The sequence below is a fragment of the Amycolatopsis mongoliensis genome (assembly GCF_030285665.1).
In the GTDB taxonomy this organism is placed as follows: domain Bacteria; phylum Actinomycetota; class Actinomycetes; order Mycobacteriales; family Pseudonocardiaceae; genus Amycolatopsis; species Amycolatopsis mongoliensis.
Genome location: NZ_CP127295.1, coordinates 2,957,829 through 2,976,478 on the forward strand (window position 1 = coordinate 2,957,829; position 18,650 = coordinate 2,976,478).

At 72.0% G+C, this 18,650-nt stretch carries 16 protein-coding genes; 14 read left to right on the forward strand and 2 right to left on the reverse strand.

The features are described 5' to 3' along the window. Nucleotides 1–267: 267 nt before the first annotated feature. From ssd to QRX60_RS14485, 9 genes are all read left to right on the forward strand, one after another. Nucleotides 268–1,341, forward strand: coding sequence for a septum site-determining protein Ssd (gene ssd, locus QRX60_RS14445; RefSeq protein ID WP_286001286.1), 1,074 nt, complete (start codon nucleotides 268–270; stop codon nucleotides 1,339–1,341). A 35-nt stretch (nucleotides 1,342–1,376) separates the two neighbouring features. After that, a complete protein-coding gene (locus tag QRX60_RS14450) occupies nucleotides 1,377–1,523 on the forward strand; it encodes a hypothetical protein (RefSeq protein WP_286001287.1) in 147 nt (48 codons plus the stop codon). Further along, entirely contained in the window at nucleotides 1,520–2,671 is a 1,152-nt protein-coding gene (locus tag QRX60_RS14455; protein ID WP_286001288.1) for a TadA family conjugal transfer-associated ATPase, read from the forward strand. The genes QRX60_RS14450 and QRX60_RS14455 overlap by 4 nt, the downstream gene beginning before the upstream one ends. A 64-nt stretch (nucleotides 2,672–2,735) precedes the next feature. Then, a complete protein-coding gene (locus tag QRX60_RS14460; RefSeq protein ID WP_286001289.1) occupies nucleotides 2,736–3,494 on the forward strand; it encodes a type II secretion system F family protein in 759 nt (252 codons plus the stop codon). Between the two features lie 100 nt (nucleotides 3,495–3,594). Beyond that, nucleotides 3,595–4,317, forward strand: coding sequence for a type II secretion system F family protein (locus tag QRX60_RS14465; RefSeq protein WP_286001290.1), 723 nt, complete (start codon nucleotides 3,595–3,597; stop codon nucleotides 4,315–4,317). A 28-nt stretch (nucleotides 4,318–4,345) separates the two neighbouring features. Continuing rightward, nucleotides 4,346–4,522, forward strand: coding sequence for a DUF4244 domain-containing protein (locus QRX60_RS14470; RefSeq protein WP_286001291.1), 177 nt, complete (start codon nucleotides 4,346–4,348; stop codon nucleotides 4,520–4,522). A gap of 20 nt (nucleotides 4,523–4,542) precedes the next feature. Continuing rightward, nucleotides 4,543–4,878: a TadE family type IV pilus minor pilin gene (locus QRX60_RS14475; RefSeq protein WP_286003594.1), complete on the forward strand. Its 336-nt coding sequence runs from the start codon at nucleotides 4,543–4,545 to the stop codon at nucleotides 4,876–4,878. 34 nt (nucleotides 4,879–4,912) lie between these two features. After that, nucleotides 4,913–5,245 (forward strand): Rv3654c family TadE-like protein, encoded by a 333-nt coding sequence (locus QRX60_RS14480; RefSeq protein ID WP_286003595.1) that lies wholly within the window; start codon nucleotides 4,913–4,915, stop codon nucleotides 5,243–5,245. A gap of 1,185 nt (nucleotides 5,246–6,430) precedes the next feature. Beyond that, nucleotides 6,431–7,048 (forward strand): bifunctional DNA primase/polymerase, encoded by a 618-nt coding sequence (locus QRX60_RS14485; protein WP_286001292.1) that lies wholly within the window; start codon nucleotides 6,431–6,433, stop codon nucleotides 7,046–7,048. Between the two features lie 85 nt (nucleotides 7,049–7,133). On the opposite strand, the gene QRX60_RS14490 is transcribed toward QRX60_RS14485, so the two are convergent. Further along, nucleotides 7,134–9,704, reverse strand: coding sequence for a DEAD/DEAH box helicase (locus QRX60_RS14490; protein WP_286003596.1), 2,571 nt, complete (start codon nucleotides 9,702–9,704; stop codon nucleotides 7,134–7,136). 349 nt (nucleotides 9,705–10,053) lie between these two features. Here QRX60_RS14490 and QRX60_RS14495 point away from each other — a divergent pair, with 349 nt between their 5' ends. From QRX60_RS14495 to QRX60_RS14505, 3 genes are all read left to right on the forward strand, one after another. After that, complete coding sequence (locus tag QRX60_RS14495; protein ID WP_286001293.1) at nucleotides 10,054–12,348, forward strand: sodium-translocating pyrophosphatase; 2,295 nt, start codon at nucleotides 10,054–10,056, stop codon at nucleotides 12,346–12,348. Between the two features lie 148 nt (nucleotides 12,349–12,496). Further along, nucleotides 12,497–13,084 (forward strand): hypothetical protein, encoded by a 588-nt coding sequence (locus tag QRX60_RS14500; RefSeq protein ID WP_286001294.1) that lies wholly within the window; start codon nucleotides 12,497–12,499, stop codon nucleotides 13,082–13,084. A gap of 141 nt (nucleotides 13,085–13,225) precedes the next feature. Next, nucleotides 13,226–13,876, forward strand: a complete 651-nt coding sequence (locus tag QRX60_RS14505) for a hypothetical protein (protein ID WP_286001295.1) — start codon at nucleotides 13,226–13,228, stop codon at nucleotides 13,874–13,876. 18 nt (nucleotides 13,877–13,894) lie between these two features. Here the strand turns inward: QRX60_RS14505 and QRX60_RS14510 are convergent, their stop codons facing one another. Continuing rightward, the gene (locus tag QRX60_RS14510; RefSeq protein WP_286001296.1) at nucleotides 13,895–14,701 is read right to left on the reverse strand and encodes a S1 family peptidase; all 807 of its coding nucleotides are present in this window, start codon (nucleotides 14,699–14,701) and stop codon (nucleotides 13,895–13,897) included. Between the two features lie 307 nt (nucleotides 14,702–15,008). Here QRX60_RS14510 and topA point away from each other — a divergent pair, with 307 nt between their 5' ends. Both topA and QRX60_RS14520 read left to right on the forward strand, forming a co-directional pair. Next, complete coding sequence (gene topA, locus QRX60_RS14515; RefSeq protein ID WP_286001297.1) at nucleotides 15,009–17,891, forward strand: type I DNA topoisomerase; 2,883 nt, start codon at nucleotides 15,009–15,011, stop codon at nucleotides 17,889–17,891. 148 nt (nucleotides 17,892–18,039) lie between these two features. Then, on the forward strand, nucleotides 18,040–18,618 hold the full coding sequence (locus QRX60_RS14520; protein ID WP_286001298.1) for a hypothetical protein: 579 nt from the start codon (nucleotides 18,040–18,042) through the stop codon (nucleotides 18,616–18,618). Nucleotides 18,619–18,650: the final 32 nt, after the last annotated feature.

Sequence of the window (18,650 nt, forward strand, 5' to 3'; positions counted from 1 at the left end):
GGGCCGTATTGTCATTTCTCCGGCACGGTCGAGAGCGTCGAATGCGGTATTCGCCGGGCTGGCCGCCGCACGTGCGCCGCGGGCGGGCGCGATCCTGCCACAGCCCGCCGACGGAACCGGCCCGCGAGCCGTTCGCCGGAGGGCAGTTGTCCACAACACCCCGGTTGTCCACAGCTGCCCGTCCGCCCCGTTGCGCCCCCCGGCCACCCACCGCGACGGTGGAACCCGGGCCACCCACGGCCCGCACCGACGACGGGGGAGGAACGCATGACGGGGGAACGACCGATCGTGGTCGCCGCGGACGAAACCGTGCTCGACGAGATCCTGCGCGTGGCCGCGGTCGCGGGCTGCGAGCTCGACCGGGCACCGGACCTGACGGCGGCCCGCGGGCACTGGGCCCGGGCCCCACTGGTGGTCCTCGACGAAGAAGCCGCGCGGCTGGCGCCGGTCCTGCCCCGGCGGAGCGGGATCCTCCTGGTCTGCAAGGGCAGTCCGGGACAGCGGACGTGGGAGCACGCGTTCCGCGTCGGCGTCGAGCGCGTGATCTCGTTGCCCGAGGAGGAGAGCGAGCTCGCGGGCGCCTTCGCCGACGTCGTCGAGACCCCGGCGGAGGAAGCCGGCCTGGTGCTCGGCGTGGTCGGCGGCCGGGGCGGCGCCGGCGCGTCCGTCTTCGCCGCGACGCTGGCGCTGGCGGCCGACCGGGATCCGGGCGGCGCCCTGCTGGTGGACTGCGATCCCCTCGGTGGCGGACTGGATCTGTTGCTGGGCCTGGAAAAGACGCCCGGTCCGCGCTGGTCGGAGGTCCGGCTGAGCGGCCGCGTCTCGGTACCGGCGCTGGCGGCGGCGCTCCCGCAACGAAAGCATCGCGGCGGCAGCCTGCCGGTACTGGCGTGCGGCCGGGAGGGCGAGGGCCCGGCGGTCGAGTCCCTGTCGGCCGTCCTCGCGGCCGGCCGCCGTTCGGGGCGCACGGTGGTCTGCGACCTCCCGCGCACGCTGGGCGACGCGGCGGCGGAAGCGGTCGCGGTGGCCGATCTCGTGGTGCTGGTGGTGCCGGTGGAGTTCCGCGCCTGCATGGCGGCGAAGCAGGTGCTGCGGCCACTTTCGGAACTGACGGCCCGGCTCGGGGTGGTCGCGTGTGGACGGTCCCGGGCCGGCGTCTCGCCCGTCCGGACGGCCGGCCTCCTCGGCCCGCCCCTGCTGGCGTCGATGGCCCCGGAGCGGGGCTTGCCGGTGGCGGTCGAACGCGGCGAGTTCCCGGCCAAGCCGTCGGGCCCCTTGGCGACGGCGGCGGCGGACGTCTTGGCGGTAGCGCGCCGCGAGGCCCGGGCGGCGGCTCGATGAGCACCCGGCTCCGCCCGCCGGGGCAGCCGATCAGGGTGTCCGAGCTCCTGTTGCCCACGGTCCTGACCCTCGCCGGCCGCGGCGCGGTGAGCGCAGGGAACTTCCTGACCGTGCTGGCCGGCACCCGCGTGACAGCACGCCGCAGCTTTGAGCACACCCGGACCGAGGTGGCGAACCCATGAGCACCGACTTCGTGGACCGCGTCCGCAACCGCCTGGCGGGCGACCGCCGCCAAGCCGATCCGGTCGCCGTCGCGACGGCGGTCCGAGCCGAAGCCGGCGGCGCCCTCGGCCACGACGCGGTGCTCGACGCGGCCCGCCAAGCCCGCGACGAGTTCGTCGGCGCCGGTCCGCTGGCCCCGCTCCTCGAGAACCCCGCGACGACCGACGTGCTGGTGACCGGCCCCGAGGAGGTCTGGACGGACGGTCCGGAGGGCCTCACCCGCACCGGTATCCGGTTCACCGGCGAAGAGGCCGTCCGCCGCCTGGCCCAGCGCCTCGCGCTCGCGGCCGGCCGCCGGCTCGACGACGCACAGCCCTATGTGGACGGCTGGCTGCCCGGCACCGGCCCGCACGGCCGCATCCGCGTGCACGCCGTCCTCCCGCCGGTCGCGGCCGGCGGGACGTGCCTGTCCCTCCGCGTCCTCCGCCCGGCAACGCACGACCTCACGACGTTGCAGGAGCTCGGCGCGTTCGACGCGAACGGCGCGAAACTGCTGGAGACGGTGGTTTCGCGGCGGATGGCGTTCCTCGTCACCGGCGGGACCGGTGCGGGCAAGACGACGCTGCTGGCCGCGTTGCTCGGCGCGGTCGACCCGGCCGAGCGGATCGTCTGCGTCGAGGACGCCGGCGAGCTGCAGCCCGCGCACCCGCAGTTCGTCAGTCTCGTCGGCCGTCCGGCCAATGTGGAGGGTGCGGGTGCGGTGGGCTTGGCGGAGCTCGTCCGCCAAGCGCTGCGCATGCGTCCCGACCGGCTGGTGGTCGGCGAGGTCCGCGGCGCCGAGGTCGGCGCCCTGCTCGCGGCGTTGAACACAGGCCACGATGGCGGCGCGTGCACCGTCCACGCGAACTCGCCGGCCGAGGTACCGGCCCGCATCGAGGCTTTGGCGGCGCTCGGCGGCCTGAGCCGCGAAGCGGTGCACAGCCAGCTCGTCGCGGCGATCCGGGTGGTCCTCCACATGCGACGCGAGCCCGGCGGCCGTCGACGTCTCGCGGAGGTCGGCGTGCTCCGCGCGGACCACGGCCGGGCGCGAGTCGTGCCGGTGTGGCGCGCGGGCCGCTGGACGGTCGACCGCCACCTCTTCGTCACGACGGGAGCGCTGGCGTGCTGACCCTGCTGCTGGTGCGCCTCTCCTTGCTGGTGAACATCTTCCCGCGCCGTAGAAGGAGGCCGCGATGATCACGCCGTGGTTCCCGCTCTGTGTCGGCGCGGCCCTGGCGTGCTGGCCCACGGCACCGACCCGGCTCCAGGCCGCGGTCGAGCAACCCAAGGCAGTTCACCTCCCCGACGTTTGGGCCGTGCTCCGCTGGCTGCTCCCGGCCGCCCTCGCGAGCTTGCTCGCGGGAGCCGGAGGCGCGATCGGCGCAGCCGTGCTGACGCTGGCGTGGCGCCAGGAGCGGCAGGCTCACCGCCGAGCGACCGCGGACCTCGCGATGGCGGCCCACACGGCGACGGCGCTGCGCACGATGGTGTCGGAGCTGCGCTCCGGCGCCCACCCGGTCACGGCGGCGGAAGCAGCGGCAGAGGTGGTCCCCGCGGTGTCGGGCGACCTCCGCGCGCTGGCGACGTCGGCCCGCCTCGACGGCGAGCTGCGGGCTTCGGCTCGCCCGGAGCTGGCCGCGGCCTGGACACTGGGCAAGCGCCACGGAGTGCCGATGGCCGACGTCCTGAACGCAGCTCGCTGCGATGCCGAAGCACGCCTGGCATTCGCCCGCCGAACCCGCGCGAAGCTGGCCGGCCCCCGAGCGAGCGCGGCGGTACTCACCGGCCTCCCGGCCCTGTGCGTGCTGCTCGGCCAGGCGATGGGCGCCTCGCCGTTGCCGGTCCTGACCGGGAGCACACCGGGCCAGGTGCTGCTGGTCGTCGGCAGCATCCTGCTCTGGGCCGGAACGGCCTGGTGCCGCGCACTGACGGGCCGGGTGCAGATCCGATGATCCAGCTCTCTTGTCGCGCGCCGAGCTGGCGGGAGCGGCCGACGAACGCAACCGCGCCGCAGCTACTTGGTCGCGCGCCCGGCAGACGGGAGCGAATCCGATGAACGCAACCGCGCTCCTTGTCTTTGCCGCGGCTCTCTTCATCTGGCCGAGCGACTCCGCCGCAGCCCGGCGCTTCACCTGGCTGGCGGGCAGCGCGAACCCCGAGCCGCGCAAGTGGCCCCGAGCGGTCCCGCACATCGCGACCACCCTGGGCGGCCTATCGACGGCAGTGCTCATCGGCGGACTGCCCGGAGTGATCGCGGGCGCACTGGTGACCGCCACCGGGTGGTGGGCGATCCGCCGCACCCGGCGGCCGCGAGCACCCACCACCGACCTGGCGGCCAGGCTCCGGCTCGCCGGAACGCTCGACCTCCTCGCGGCGTGCCTCCGGGCCGGGCTCCCGGTCCCCACGGCGCTCGACGCGGTGGCCGGCACCGCACCGGCCGAGACGGGCGCGGCACTGCGCTCGACCGCGGGCCTCCTCGCCCTCGGCTCCGGTTCGAACGAGGCCTGGGCACCGGTTCAGGCCATCCCAGGCCTCGGCGAACTGGCGGCCACGGCGATCCGGACGTCCCGCTCGGGCGCGGCCTTCGCCGCGGCGGCCGCCGACCTCGCCGGACGGTTCCGCGAGGAGCTGGCCACCGAGGCGGAGGAGCGTGCGGAACGAGCCGGGGTGGCGCTGGCGCTGCCGGTCGGCCTCTGTTTCCTGCCGGCCTTCTTCTGCCTGGGCGTGCTGCCGGTCGTCCTGGGCCTGGCCGGGCGCCTCGGCCCGCTCTTCTGACCATCGACAAGTACTGAAGGGAAACCCCATGCGCGCGTCCCACCGCCGGCCCGCCTCCGACGACGGCTCTACAACGGTCGAGTACGCGATCGTCACGGTCGCCGTCGCGGCCTTCGCGGCTGTCCTCTACACCCTCCTCACCGGCGACTCGGTGGTCTCGTGGCTGACGAGCCTGGTCATGAAGGCCCTGACGGTGCCGTCGTGAGCCGCAGGGACGAAGGCGCGGTGACGGTCGAAGCGGCACTCGGCCTGGCCGGCCTGACGGTGGTGGCGGTCCTGCTGGTTGCGGGTCTCACGCTGCTGACGAGCCAGCTGCGCTGCACCGACGCAGCCCGCGAGGCCGCGCGCCTCCTGGCCAGAGGCCAGCCCCACGAGGCCGCGGCCGCGGTCCACCGGATAGCCCCACCGGGAGCAAGCCTCGACATCCAGCAGTCAGGCGACGCGATAACGGTCAAGGTGAGCGCCCACCCGGCAAGCGGCCTCCTCCCGGCGATCGACCTGAACGCAACGGCGTACGCGGTGGCCGAGCCGGGAACGGAGGCAGCCGGTGCAGCAGGGTGACCCCCGCGACGGCGCCGAGCACCCGGACGGCGGCGTGGCCACCATCTGGACAGCAATGGCAGTGGCCGCACTGACCGGAGTGGCGGTCCTCGCCATCTGGCTCGCAACGGCGGTCCTCGCCCGCCACCGAGCGGAGAGCGCCGCCGACCTGGGCGCGCTGGCAGCGGCCTCGCACGCAGCGGAAGGCCCAGCCCAAGCCTGCGAGCGCGCCAGGTGGATCGCCGACCGGATGGCGGTGAGCCTCGTGACCTGCCGATGGCAGCGACTGGACGCCTTCGTGGAGGTCCAGGCACCAAGCCTGGGCATCGCCGGCCTACCGGGCCCCTCAGCGAGGGCCCGCGCGGGACCCACCGGCCAGCCCCCGTGAGCCTGCAGAGAACAGAGCCGTACCGGCCCCGGAGCAACCAGCGCGCCTCCTGGGGCGGGGGGCCTCACCCTGGCCTGGCCTGGGCTGGCCGCGGCCAGGCTCTGGGCCCCGGCCCGGCCTGCTCCGACTCTGGCCCGCGCTGTCCCGTCCCGCCCCGGCCCTGCTCGCCCAACCCGGCCACGCTCTCGCCCAGCGCGGGCTCGTCCCGCCTCGGCCTGGCCCGGCTCCGAGTCCCGGACCTCGTCCTCGTCCTCACCCCAGCCCAGCCCGCCCAGCCCGACCGACCCAGCCCGGCCCGACCCGGCGAGCCCGACCAGCCCGGCCCGACCGACCCAGCCCGGCCCGACCCGGCGAGCCCGACCAGCCCGGCCCGACCGACCCAGCCCGGCCCCGCCGACCCAGCCCAGCCCGGCCGACTCGATCCGACCCAGCTCGGCGTGGCGTGGTCTGACCCGGCCCTGACCTGGCCCCGCCCAGCCCCCGGCTCTGAGCCTCGGCTTCTATCTCTCGAGCCCAGCCAGGCTCGGCTCGGCCCAGCGGCCAGGCTCGGCTCGGCCCAGCGGCCAGGCTCGGCTCGGCCCAGCGGCCGGGCTCGGCCCGGCTCAGCCAGGCTCGGCCCGGCCCTGCCTTGGTCTGGCCCTGCCCCGGCGCCGAGCCCCGATCCGCCTCGGTCCTAAGCCCCGTCCCTCCTAAACCCAGCCGCGACCGACCGCCCACGACAACCGGCAACCACCCCCGCCGCCCGCTCACCGGGACGCCTCTCCCCGCCGCCGCTCGGCGGACGCCGACCGGTCGGTATGCCACGGTGACCGGCTGATCCGTCCGGCCGGACGATGAGCGGCCGGTGGTCACGGGCAGCGGTCGGTGATGCACGGCGAGCGGTCAAAACCGCCGTTCACCTGGGCCGATAGGACGCGCCTCGGCGTCCGTGCGCACCGTCGGCGGGCTGTCGGTCCTGGGGTTTCGCACGACGAACGGTCCGTGGGCGGCTGCCGTTCACCGTCGATACGCGCCGCCGGGTTCGGTCGGGCGGTACGGACTACCGGGCGTTCATCGCCGCGTAACCACCGGTTGTCGCGCGGGGGTTCCGGGCAATGTGCAACTTGCCGTTAAGTGAGATGTGCGACACCACGACAGCGTTTAGCTCCGGGGTCGCGGAGAACCGGAACCTAAGGCAGGAAGACAATGTTGGACGCGAATTGGCCGGAAAGCTGGCGGAGCGCCTTCCGCATCGAACTGCGCGCGGAGGCGATCGGTCTCGCCTGGCGTGGCTGGCCGGTGCTCCCGGGCGTCAACCCCGCTCCGCTCACCGGCGGCGACGACCTCACCTGGCGCCGCCCGGTCCCGGCCAGTGACAACTGGCGCGAGCAGATCGGCACCCACGCTCACGAGGTCGCCACCTGGTTCTCCGACCGCACCCACAGCCTGCTCGTCGCCACCGGCACCGTTCTCGACGCCATCGAGGTCGACGACGAACTCGGCAAGCGCGCCTGCCGCCTGCTTCGCACCCTCGGTCACCCGGCGCCGATCATCGCGCTGCCGAATGGCCGCTGGCTCTTCCTCACCACCGTCGCCGACCAGATCCCGGCCGAGCTGGCCAACCGCGCCTCGATCCAGTGGCACGGCAAGGACAGCTACATCCCGCTGCCCCCGTCGCCGTTCCAGCACGGTGTCGTGCACTGGCGCGTCAAGCCCGAGGTCTGCGGCTGGCAGCTGCCGGACGCCGCCGAGGTGCACGACGTCCTCGTCCGCGCCCTGGCCGGCGCCGACGCCGCGCAGCTGGTCCAGACCACCGCGGCCTGACCTGCCCGAACCACCGCCGCCGGCCGGTCCCAACCCGGCCGAGGCGGAGCAGGACACAACTCCATGAACCACCGAAGTGGCCGTTCTAGGCGCCGTGTTGACGCAACGCCCCGAGCACGGTGCCCAGGACAGCCACTGCACCCGCCTTGTCCAGCGGATCGTTGCCGTTCCCGCACTTCGGCGACTGGACGCAGGACGGGCATCCCGTCGGGCACTCGCAGGAGACGATCGCCTCCCGCGTTGCGACCAGCCACGGGACAATCGCGGCATAACCGCGTTCGGCAAATCCCGCACCCCCGGGATGGCCGTCATGCACGAACACCGTTGCCTCCCCGGTGTCTTCGTGCCACGCGGTACTCACCCCGCCGATGTCCCATCGGTCGCACGTAGCGAACAGCGGTAGCAGGCCGATCGCCGCGTGCTCGGCGGCATGCAGGGCACCGGGGACCCGTGCCGGAACCAATCCGGCACCCCCCGGTGTCCTGCCACCCTCGTGAGCGGACCCCCGACCGCTCACGCGGGTCTCCTCCCCGGTCCCCACCGGCCCCGCAGATTCGGTCCCCACCCGATGGCCCCCGGTCCCCGCCTCGCCATCGGCCGAACTGCCCGACCCACCCGCACTCGCGGAGCCGGCCGAAGCGTCCGAGCCACCCGAAGGCGCCGAGCCGACCGAAGCACCCGAGTCACCCGAAGGTGCCGAGCTGGCCGAAGCGCCCGAGGTGCTCGAACCCGCAGCCCGCGAAGCACCCGAAACTCCATCAGTTCCGAGCAGCTCCGACGAGATCGTGTACCAGACCGCCCGCGTGCGCAGGCTCTGCTCCGGCAGGTCGAGCGGAGTGTGGTCCAGCACCTCACCCGACGGGCGTCGCCGCAGGTAGCCGACCACCTGTGACGTCACCGCCACCTCGCCGAGGCACACGCTCACCCCGCCGAAATCCTGCTTCTCCTCCGTGCTCAGCACCGCGATGTCCACGATCTCGCGCGGGGTCGTCGTCCAGTCCGGGTTCTCCGCGTGCACCATCGCGAGCCCCGTCTCCAGGTCCAGCTCGTCGACGACGTACGACGACCCCTGGTGCAGGTAGACCGCGCCGGGATGCACCGCGAAGCACGCCGACCCCGGGTCGACCGTTCCCAGCATCCGCCCGGAGTCCGACTCGACCACCGCGATCTGCTCGCCGCCCGTTCCGCGGATCCCGACCTCGGCGTGCGGCCGGTCCCGGGACGTCCAGTACCAGCCGCTCGACCGGCGCCGCAGCAGCTTCTGCTCCGCCAATTCGGCCAACACTTCCTGCGCCGCCGCGCCGCCGAAGACCTCGAGCTCGGAGAGCGTCAGCGGCAGCTCGGCCACCGCGCACGCGAGCTGCGGCGCCAGCACGTACGGGTTCGCCGGGTCGAGCACCGCCGTCTCGACCGGACGGTCGAGCAGTGCCGCCGGGTGGTGCACCAGGTACGTGTCGAGCGGATCGTCCCGCGCCACGAACACCACCAGCGCCGAGTCGCCCGAGCGGCCGGCTCGCCCGGCCTGCTGCCAGAACGACGCGAGCGTGCCGGGGTAGCCGGCCAGCACCACCGCGTCCAGCCCCGCGATGTCGACGCCGAGCTCCAGCGCGTTGGTCGTTGCGACCCCCAGCAGGCGGCCCGACAGCAACGCGGCTTCGAGCGCCCGCCGCTCCTCCGGAAGATAGCCGGACCTATACGCCGCAACGGTTTCCGACAACGCGGAGTCCACTTCGGACAATATGCGACGCGCGCCCAGCGCGGCCAGCTCCGCGCCTCGCCGCGACCGGATGAACGCCAGCGACCGCGCGCCTTCGAGGACCAGGTCGGCCAGGATCCGCGACGTCTCCGCGCCCGCCGAACGCCGGACCGGCGCGCCGTTCTCTCCGGTCAGTTCCTCCAGCAGCGGCGGCTCCCACAGCGCGACCGTCCGGGCGCCGCGCGGCGACGCGTCCTCCGTGACCGCCTCACACGAAACCCCGGTGAGCCGCGAAGCGAACGAAGCAGGCGAAGCCGTCGTCGCCGAAGCGAGCACGAACACCGGCGAAGCGCCGTAGTGCTCGGCAACGCGCCGAAGCCGGCGAAGCAGCAGGGCGACGTGCGAGCCGAAGACGCCGCGGTAGCTGTGGCACTCGTCGACCACCACGCAGCTGAGCCGCCGGAAGAACCGCGCCCACCGCCCGTGCTGCGAAAGGATCCCGCGGTGCAGCATGTCCGGGTTGGTGAACACCCAGTTGGCGTGCGCGCGCACCCAGTCGCGCTCGACCATCGGCGTGTCCCCGTCGAACGACGCCGCCCGGACGCCCGGGACGTCCAAAGAGGACACGGACCGCAGCTGGTCCGCCCCCAGCGCCTTGGTCGGCGACAGGTACAGCGCGTTCGCCTTCTCGCCCGCGGCCAGCCGGGACAGCACCGGCAGCTGGTAGGCCAGCGACTTGCCCGACGCCGTGCCCGTCGAGATCACGACATGACGGCCCTCGTACGCGTGCGAAGCCGCCTCCGCCTGGTGAGCCCAGGGAGCCGAGACGCCGCAGTCACGCAGCGCATCGATAACCGCCGGATCGGCCCACGACGGCCACGGTGCGTAGCGCGCGGCGCGACCCGGCAGGTCAGCGACGTGCGTGACCGGGTCCTCGCGCGGCGGGATGCCGGCGGTCACCCGCCCCAGCAGCCGCCGCCCCCGTGAGTCGTCCACCCGCCGAGCTTGGCACAGGGGTACGACAGTTCCGGAGAACCCTGCGACCCCAACGGAACCCGGTCAAAGGGATCGATCAAGTGAGGAGGCTCACAAGGTAACGGAATGTACTGTCCCCGGGACGGCTTGAAGACGCTGGTTGCGATACCAATACACTCCCGCAATCCACACCCTCTGTGGTGAGCGTCATGCGAGATGTGCATCGCCGCACGGCTAGCGTGTCGCTCGGTACAGGGTCCATGCCAGCGCCGGCCGTGTCGAACCCTCGGCTTGCCGTCGACGCTGGCGATCGGCGACGTCTCCTGGAGGACGAATGTCACGGCAGTTCCTCGCGGAGGGCGGGTCCATCACGCTCTCCGGAGGTGGCTACACGATTGTCGGTGTAGTCGCCGTGGTCGCGCTTGCCGCACTCGTCATCGGCTACGTCCTGCTCAAGGAGGTGCTGGCCGCAGGCCAGGGCACCGCCAAGATGCAGGACATCGCCAAGGCGGTGCAGGAAGGCGCGGCCGCTTACCTCAAGCGGCAGCGGAACACCCTCGCCATTTTCGGCGTGATCGTGTTCCTCCTGCTCTTCGCACTTCCCGCCGACGACTGGAACGAGAAGATCGGCCGTTCGATCTTCTTCCTGGTCGGTGCGGCGTTCTCGTTCTCGATCGGCTACCTCGGCATGTGGCTGGCGACGCAGGCGAACCTGCGCGTCGCGGCCGCGTCGCGTGAGGAAGGCGGCCGCGAAGTCGCCATGCGCGTGGCGTTCCGCACCGGTGGTGTGGTCGGCATGATCACCGTCGGCCTGGGCCTCTTCGGCGCCGCGGTCGTCGTGCTGGTCTACACCGGCCAGGCGCCCAAGGTGCTCGAGGGCTTCGGCTTCGGTGCCGCCCTGATCGCGATGTTCATGCGTGTCGGCGGCGGTATCTTCACCAAGGCCGCCGACGTCGGCGCGGACCTGGTCGGCAAGGTCGAGCAGGGCATCCCGGAGGACGACCCGCGCAACGCCGCGACCATCGCGGACAACGTGGGTGACAACGTCGGCGACTGCGCCGGCATGGCCGCGGACCTCTTCGAGTCCTACGCCGTCATGCTGGTCGCCGCGCTGATCCTGGGCAGCACCGCCTTCGGCGTGCACGGCCTGATCTTCCCGCTGATCGTGCCGGCCATCGGCGTGATCACCGCCGTGATCGGTGTCTACATCACGAAGGCGCGCCCCGGCGAAGGCGGCCTGGTCACGATCAACCGCTCCTTCTACATCTCCGCGGTCATCTCCGCCGTGCTGTCGGCGATCGCGGCGTTCGTGTACCTGCCGAGCAGCTTCTCCGACTTCGGCGCGGGCTACGAGAACTCGGGCAACCCGGCGGTCATCGCGACCATCGCGGTGATCATCGGCATCGTGCTCGCCGCGGTCATCCTGAAGCTGACCGGCTACTACACCGGCACCGAGTACAAGCCGGTCAAGGACGTCGCGCAGACGTCGGAGACCGGCGGCGCCACCGTCATCCTCTCCGGCATCTCGGTCGGTTTCGAGTCCGCCGTCTACACCGCCCTGGTGATCGGCGCGGCCGTGTTCGGCGCCTACCTGCTGGGCGGCGGCGTCGCGCTGTTCGCCGTGGCGCTGGCCGGTACCGGCCTGCTGACCACCGTCGGCGTCATCGTCGCGATGGACACCTTCGGCCCGGTTTCGGACAACGCGCAGGGCATCGCCGAGATGTCGGGCGACGTCGACGAGAAGGCCGCGCAGATCCTCACGGAGCTGGACGCGGTGGGCAACACCACCAAGGCCATCACCAAGGGCATCGCGATCGCCACGGCGGTCCTCGCGGCGACGGCGCTGTTCGGGTCCTACTCCGACGCGATCACGAAGACGCTGTCGGGTATGGGCAACGGCGTGGTCACCGGTCTCGACGCGGCCAAGTCGTTCGTCAACACGATCGTCAGCCCGAACACGCTGGTCGGCGTCATCATCGGTGCGGCCGTGGTGTTCATGTTCTCGGGGCTCGCCGTCAACGCGGTCTCCCGCGCGGCCGGCGCGGTCGTGTACGAGGTCCGTCGCCAGTTCCGCGACATCCCGGGGATCATGGAGGGCACCACTCGCCCCGAGTACGGCAAGGTCGTCGACATCGTCACGCGCGACTCGCTGCGTGAGCTGACGACGCCGGGTCTGCTGGCGGTCTTCGCCCCCATCGCGGTCGGCTTCGGCCTGGGCACCGGCGCGCTCGCCGGCTACCTGGCCGGCGCGATCGCCTGCGGCACCCTGATGGCGATCTTCCTCGCCAACTCCGGTGGCGCGTGGGACAACGCGAAGAAGCTGGTCGAGGACGGCAACCACGGCGGCAAGGGTTCGGCCGCGCACGAGGCCACCATCATCGGTGACACCGTGGGCGACCCGTTCAAGGACACCGCCGGCCCGGCGATCAACCCGCTGATCAAGGTCATGAACCTGGTCTCGGTGCTGATCGCGCCCGCCGTCGTCCAGTTCTCGATCGGCCCCGACGAGAACGCCGCGGTCCGCATCATCATCTCGCTGGTCGCCCTCGCCGTGATCGTGGCGGCGATCGTGGTCTCGAAGCGCCGGGGGACCGTCCTCACGGACACCCCGACCGAGATCAAGGCCTGACGCGGCAACCGTTCCCGGGCCCGGCACGCGGCGTCGCGTGCCGGGCCCGGGCGTGTCGGGTGATCCCACACAGGCTCGGCGACTTGCGAAGCGGCACCGAGTCGGTACCGTCGGGCGTTCCGGACGTCGTCGAGCAGGAGGTGTTCAGGTGCGGCCGCGGTCAACCGTCTTCGCCGCCCTAACCACGACGATCACGATCGGCCTCGCCGGCTGCGGGCAAGCTCCCGCGCAGTCGCCGGCGCGGGACCAGGGTCTGTCGGTGACGACCGTGGTGCCGCAAGCCGATCCCGCGGCGAGATGGGCGGACGCCTACTGCGGCGCGGTGACGCACCTGGTCCGCACCCTGGCGGCGCTGCCCGCCGTCGATCCGAGCACGCCGCAGCAGGCGTCCCGGACCTCCAGTGACCTGCTCTCGTCGGTGGTCGGCGGGCTCGACCAGAGCCTCGCCGGGCTGAGCGCGCTCGGTGCGCCGCCGGTGCCGTCGGCGGACGGCGGCCGCGAGGACGTCATCGGGCAGTTCACCGACATCCGCGAGAAGGCCGAGAAGGCGCGTCAGCGCATCGACGCCGTCCGCGGCGACGCGACGGCGACCAAGGAGGCCCTCGGCGAGGCCAGGGCCACGCTCGACCGCATCGACGCGCTCGACTACCTCAAGGGCCTCAAGGCCGCCCCGGCCCTGGAGGCGGCGGAGCAGCGCGCGCCCGCGTGCCGTCAGCTGGATCAACCGCCCCGGTGAAGATCGGCGTGACAGTGAAGCTTGTTCAGCCGTCGCCCGGCGCAAGGTAACTGTCCGTCGGCGAACTCGCGTTCGTCGCGCCGGTCTAACCAGAATAAACTTCAATCGCCACGAATCGAACTTGTGTTCTAGTATGGCGCGGTGGATCGGACGATCTCGCTCTTCTCCGCCGAGGCCAGCGGGCCGGGTCTGGGTGACCTGGCCGGTCTCTTGTGCTGCCACGGCCAGATCACCGGCTTCGGGCGCACGGCCGCCCGGCTGTCGGTGGTCGTCGAGGAACCGTGGCGAGCACACATCCTGGCGCGTGAGTTCCGCTGCCGCGGCGCGGACGCCCAGGTCTCGAAGGCCGACTGCGGCAATCCTCAGGTCCGGACATCGTTCCGGGTCGACCTGCTCCCGCTCGCCCTGCGGTGGCTGCGTGAGGGCCGTGCGGGCCCGGTCGAGGACGACTCGGGCAAGGCGGTGCCGGACGACTTCCGGCTGAGCGGGGCGATGCTGCGGATGTGGGCGCTGGCCGGTGGCCGCCCGGGCACGCAGGGCTACCTGCTCGGCGTCGACCCGCTCGCGCCCGGCATGCACGAGCGGCTGGTCGAGGCCCTGACGCCGCTGGGCGTCGCGGCGAAGCTGACCGGCCCGAAGGTCGAGGTCCCGGCCGTCAAGGTCACCGGGAAACGCCGGCTGGAGGCGCTGCTGGAGCTGATCGGGGAACCGCCGCCGGGCGCCGAAGCGGCGTGGCCCGGCGCGGCGCCGCGGCCGGTCCCGCACCCGGAGGCCGTGACGAGCACGGCCTGACCGGGCGCGGGCGGCGCGTCAGGGCCGGGGCAGGGTGCAGCCGGCCTGGGTGAGGGCGATTTCGTTGGCCGGGGTGAGGCACGCGGGAATGCCGTAGGTCTCCTGGCCGTAGTTCGTCTTGTAGCGGACGGTGACATTCCCGGCCTGGTCGACCTCGCACGGGTTGTTCTCCGTGCAGCGCTGGCCGTCCTCGTTGCCGGTGTTGTTCACGCCGACGACCTTGCCGCCGGAGACGATCGGCGAGCCCGACGTGCCGCCGATGGTCTGGCAGGCGGACGTGTAGCGGATCGAGTCCTTCCAGGTCCAGCTGCCCTCCTTCAGCCGGTAGACGAAGCCGTCGACGTTGCAGGAGTAGATCCGCTTCCAGTAGCCCGAGACGACGTCGATCGCGATGCCGGCGGACGGGTGGGCGTTGGACAGCTCCAGCGGCGAGATCCCGTAGGTCGACTTGATCTGCGCGTACGTCGTGGTGAGCTGGTAGAGCGACACGTCGGTGTCGGTCATCGTCCCGTAGACGATCTTCTTGGCCCGCAGCGTGCCCGCGTTGCCGCCGCTCGCGTTGAGCAGCGTGAACGTCCGGCTGGACGTCCGGTTGGTGATGACCTCGCCGGGGCCGGGGAAGCCGGTCTCGAGGCAGTGCCCGTTGGACATGACGAGCGCAGGGGCGGTGTCGGGTGTCGCGGCGGGCTTGACCACCGACCCCGAGCAGTTGGACAGGGCTACCGTGCCGGCGAAGTTCGCCGTGGCCGCGCTCGCCGGAGCGGTCCCCAGTAATACTGTGGCGGTCGCGGCGGTGAGCAGGGCGCCGAGGAGGCGTCGGGTCATGGCGGATCCTTTCGGCTGGACGGGGAAACCAGTGAAGCGGTGACGTCCCCGCGCCCACCACCGTCGAACGGAGGGTATCCGGGTGGTCACGCGCTAGGCTGCGCGGGACGTGGCCGAAATCACGTGGCAGGTACGTTGGGGAAACATCGCCGAGGTCAGCGGCGATGCGCTGGGCACAGGACCGGCGGCGTGTTGGGCCACCTCCGCGCCGTCCGGGCCGGAACAGCGTGCACACTGACAGGTCGAGACCCGGGCCCGGACCCTCAGGGGGACGGGGCGTGGTGCAGTCCCGCGGCGGTGGGACGAGATGAGCGGAGAGCAGGACAGCGTGGCAGGAGCACGGACCAAGAAGACCGGAGCCTCGGCGGACAACGGCGCCGGGCACCGGCGGCTGGTGATCGTCGAGTCCCCGACGAAGGCCCGCAAGATCGCCCCCTACCTGGGCGGCGGTTATGTCGTCGAGTCCTCCGTCGGGCACATCCGCGACCTGCCGCGTGGTGCCGCCGACGTGCCCGCCCAGTACAAGGGCGAGTCCTGGGCGCGCCTCGGCGTCGACGTCGACAACGGCTTCAAGGCCCTCTACGTGGTCACCCCGGACAAGAAGTCCAAGGTCACCGAGCTCAAGAGCCTGCTCAAGGACGTCGACGAGCTCTACCTCGCGACGGACCCCGACCGCGAGGGCGAAGCCATCGCGTGGCACCTGCTCGAGACGCTCAAGCCGAAGGTCCCGGTCCGCCGGATGGTCTTCCACGAGGTCACCGAGCAGGCCATCCGCGCGGCCGCCGACTCGACCCGTGAGCTGGACGCCGACCTCGTCGACGCCCAGGAGACCCGCCGCATCCTCGACCGCCTCTACGGCTACGAGGTCTCGCCGGTGCTGTGGAAGAAGGTCATGCCGAAGCTCTCGGCGGGCCGCGTGCAGTCGGTGGCGACCCGGATCGTCGTCGAGCGGGAGCGCGAGCGGATGCGCTTCACGTCGGCGTCGTACTGGGACATCTCGGCGACGATGGACGCCGGTGAGGAGGCCTCGCCCCGGAACTTCCCGGCCCGGCTGGTCGCCGTGGACGGCGCGCGCCTGGCCACCGGCCGCGACTTCGGCTCCGACGGGCAGCTCAAGGCGTCGAACACCGAGGTCCGCGTGCTGGCCGAGGCCGACGCGCGACGCTTGGCCGAGGGGCTCAAGCAGCGTGACTTCAAGGTCGCGAGCGTCGAGGAGAAGCCGTACACGCGGAAGCCGTACGCGCCGTTCATGACCTCGACGCTGCAGCAGGAGGCGGGCCGCAAGATGCGGTTCACCTCGGAGCGCACGATGCGGATCGCGCAGAAGCTGTACGAGAACGGTTACATCACTTATATGCGTACCGACTCGACGACTCTCTCGGAGTCGGCGATCTCGGCGGCGCGCAGCCAGGCCACGCAGCTGTACGGCAAGGAGTACGTCTCGCCGTCGCCGCGCCAGTACACGCGCAAGGTCAAGAACGCGCAGGAGGCGCACGAGGCGATCCGCCCGTCGGGCGAGGTCTTCCGCACTCCGGGCCAGGTCGCGAGCGAGCTGGACACCGACGAGTACCGCCTCTACGAGATGATCTGGCAGCGCACGATCGCCTCGCAGATGGCCGACGCCAAGGGCACGACGATGTCCGTGCGCATCGTCGGCAACGCGACTTCGGGCGAGGAGTGCACCTTCGCCGCTTCGGGCCGCACGATCACCTTCGCGGGCTTCCTCAAGGCGTACGTCGAAGCGGTCGACACCGAGACCGGTGGCGAGGCCGACGACAAGCAGAGCCGTCTCCCGGTGCTCGAGAAGGACCAGGACCTCACCGCGACCGAGCTGAGCCCGGACGGGCACACCACGTCGCCGCCGGCCCGCTACTCGGAGCCGAGCCTGGTCAGCAAGCTGGAAGAGCTGGGCATCGGCCGTCCGTCGACGTACGCGTCGATCATCAAGACCATCCAGGACCGCGGCTACGTCTGGAAGAAGGGCTCCGCGCTCGTTCCTTCGTGGGTCGCGTTCGCCGTGATCGGCCTGATGGAACGGCACTTCGAGCGGCTCGTCGACTACGACTTCACCGCCGGCATGGAGGACGAGCTCGACCGCATCGCCAACGGCGACGAGCAGCGCGGTCAGTGGCTGTCGAAGTTCTACTTCGGCGGCGACATGGGCGTCGACGGCTCGATCGGCCGGCTGGGCGGGCTGAAGAAGCTCGTCGAAGGCAGTGTCGAGGACATCGACGCACGGGAGATCAACTCGATCCCGCTGTTCAGCGACGCCGACGGGCACACCGTCGTCGTCCGCGTCGGCCGCTACGGGCCGTACCTGGAGCGCGAGGTCGACGGCGAGTCGCAGCGCGCGAACCTGCCCGAGGACCTGCCGCCGGACGAGCTCTCGCAGGAGATCGCGGAGAAGCTGTTCGCGACCCCGCAGGAGGGCCGCACGCTGGGCAACGACCCGGTGAGCGGGCACCCGATCGTCGCGAAGGAAGGCCGCTTCGGGCCGTATGTGACCGAGGTGCTGCCGGAGATCGAGATCCCCGAGGACGCGACGGCAGCGCAGAAGAAGGCCGCCAAGGCGAAGGCGCCGAAGCCGCGTACGGGCTCGCTGTTCAAGTCGATGGACATCGAGACCATCACCCTCGAGGACGCGCTGAAGCTGCTTTCGCTGCCGCGCGTGGTCGGCAAGGACCCGGAGTCCGGTGACGAGATCACGGCGCAGAACGGGCGCTACGGGCCGTACCTGAAGAAGGGCACGGACTCGCGCTCGCTCGCGACCGAGGACCAGCTCTTCTCGATCACCGTCGAAGAGGCGCTGAAGATCTACGCGGAGCCGAAGCAGCGTGGGCGTTCCGCCACGGCGAAGCCGCCGCTCAAGGAACTCGGCGAGGACCCGGTGTCGAAGAAGCCGATGGTGGTCAAGGACGGGCGCTTCGGCCCGTACGTGACCGACGGCGAGTACAACGCGACGCTGCGGAAGGGCGACGAAATCGAGTCGCTGACCGCGGAACGGGCGTCCGAGCTGCTCGCGGAGAAGCGGGCGAAGGGGCCGGCGCCGAAGCGGAAGGCCCCGGCGCGGAAGCCGGCTTCGACGACGGCGAAGACGGTCAAGGCGGGCACGAGCAAGACCGCCAAGGCCGCGGCCGCGAAGTCCACCACGGCGAAGCGCTCCAGCTCGACCGCGACGAAGGCCAAGTAAGACCGCTCGTGAAGGCCCCCGGTGCGCCGGGGGCCTTCACTGCGTCCGGCCACACTTTCGGGTGACACCTCGAACGGATGTTCGGGAAATTGTCGGTGGTCCCGGGTTCCATGAACGCGTGACCACAACACCACGCACCGTGCACACGGTGACCACCAAGATCCTCAAGCCGGTCCGAGCGGCGGCCGCCGGCAGCGCCACCGCCGTGGACCTGTTCGAAACGCTCCCCGGCTTCGCGGGCAGCGGCGGCGTCTGCGGCGTGGCCGTCGCGGTGTTCGACGAGCCGTGGACGTCGGCGTTCTTCGACGACCGGAAGCAGTTCGGCGTCGCCGCGGACGGTCTGCGCCTGTCCGGGCCTTCGCCGGATTCGGTCGCGGAGTTCCTCGCTCTGGCGTTGACGCGGCTGCCGCCTCGCCCGCCGGCGCCGGGCGAAGGGCTGTACCTCGACGCCGATGAGCGCGGCGTGCTCGAGCCCGAACAGGAGTGCCTGGTCTTCGATCTGATGGAGGACCTGCGCCGGAAGCGGCTCGGCACCGTCCAGATCGACATCGCCCGCGACGGCTCGCGGCGGCTGTGGGAGATGCTGGCGTTCGTCGACGACGAGCGCGGCCGGCACCTGGCGGCGCTGGGCAGACGCCGGGGCGGCCACCGTCGGTTCTGGTGGCTGCCCGGTAGCGTGGACAGGCTCGCGGAGTTCGTCGAGGGGCGGGTGCCGGAGCATGCCTGAGCCGCTCGGCGACCACTCGCCGAACGATGTCG

Bases quoted from the DNA above. Each gene is read 5' to 3' on its own strand.
- ssd (WP_286001286.1), top strand. From the start codon at position 268: ATGACGGGGGAACGACCGATCGTGGTCGCCGCGGACGAAACCGTGCTC.
- QRX60_RS14455 (WP_286001288.1), top strand. From the start codon at position 1,520: ATGAGCACCGACTTCGTGGACCGCGTCCGCAACCGCCTGGCGGGCGAC.
- QRX60_RS14460 (WP_286001289.1), top strand. From the start codon at position 2,736: ATGATCACGCCGTGGTTCCCGCTCTGTGTCGGCGCGGCCCTGGCGTGC.
- QRX60_RS14465 (WP_286001290.1), top strand. From the start codon at position 3,595: ATGAACGCAACCGCGCTCCTTGTCTTTGCCGCGGCTCTCTTCATCTGG.
- QRX60_RS14470 (WP_286001291.1), top strand. From the start codon at position 4,346: ATGCGCGCGTCCCACCGCCGGCCCGCCTCCGACGACGGCTCTACAACG.
- QRX60_RS14485 (WP_286001292.1), top strand. From the start codon at position 6,431: ATGTTGGACGCGAATTGGCCGGAAAGCTGGCGGAGCGCCTTCCGCATC.
- QRX60_RS14495 (WP_286001293.1), top strand. From the start codon at position 10,054: ATGTCACGGCAGTTCCTCGCGGAGGGCGGGTCCATCACGCTCTCCGGA.
- QRX60_RS14510 (WP_286001296.1), bottom strand. From the start codon at position 14,701: ATGACCCGACGCCTCCTCGGCGCCCTGCTCACCGCCGCGACCGCCACA.
- topA (WP_286001297.1), top strand. From the start codon at position 15,009: ATGAGCGGAGAGCAGGACAGCGTGGCAGGAGCACGGACCAAGAAGACC.